Raw genomic sequence first — 532 nt, forward strand, 5'->3', positions numbered from 1 at the left:
CAGGTCGGCACGCTCCAACACCTCGTCCAGCGCAGTGAACCGCTCATCGACGATGTACGGATCGGTGCACAGCGTCTCGCGCGCCTTCAACAGCAGGATCTTGCGCAGCTTGTACGCCAGCGACTCCCGCGGATCGTCGCTGCCACCCTTGAACGCCATCCCAAGGACGCCCACCGTCAGGCTCGACAGGTCGAACCGGGACTCCAACCGCGACACCAGATACAACGGCAGACCCTCGTTGATGAGCATCGCCGAATGACCCAGCACAAAGTTGTTTCGGTTGAACGCCGCCAACTGCATCGTGTCCTTGAAAAGACACGGCCCCGCCGCGAACCCCGGCATCGGCAGATCCGACGCACGCGGATAGTCGAACGTGATCGCGTGCCGGATCCGCGCGAAATCCAAACCGAAGTCGTTCGCCATCATCCAGAACTGGTTGGCCGTCGCGAACTTGATGTACCGCCACGTGTTCGTGAACAGCTTCGCCAGCTCCGCCTCCTCCGGCTCCAACGGCACGATCTGATCCGTCAGG

The 532-nt window shown here is 62.0% G+C and carries 1 pseudogene; it reads right to left on the bottom strand.

The features are described 5' to 3' along the window. Nucleotides 1–516, bottom strand: a pseudogene (locus V6V89_RS41560) (nucleotide sugar dehydrogenase); the annotation flags it as partial. Between the last annotated feature and the right edge of the window lie 16 nt (nt 517–532).

It is taken from the genome of Micromonospora sp. CPCC 206061 (genome assembly GCF_036906915.1).
Classification (GTDB): domain Bacteria; phylum Actinomycetota; class Actinomycetes; order Mycobacteriales; family Micromonosporaceae; genus Phytohabitans.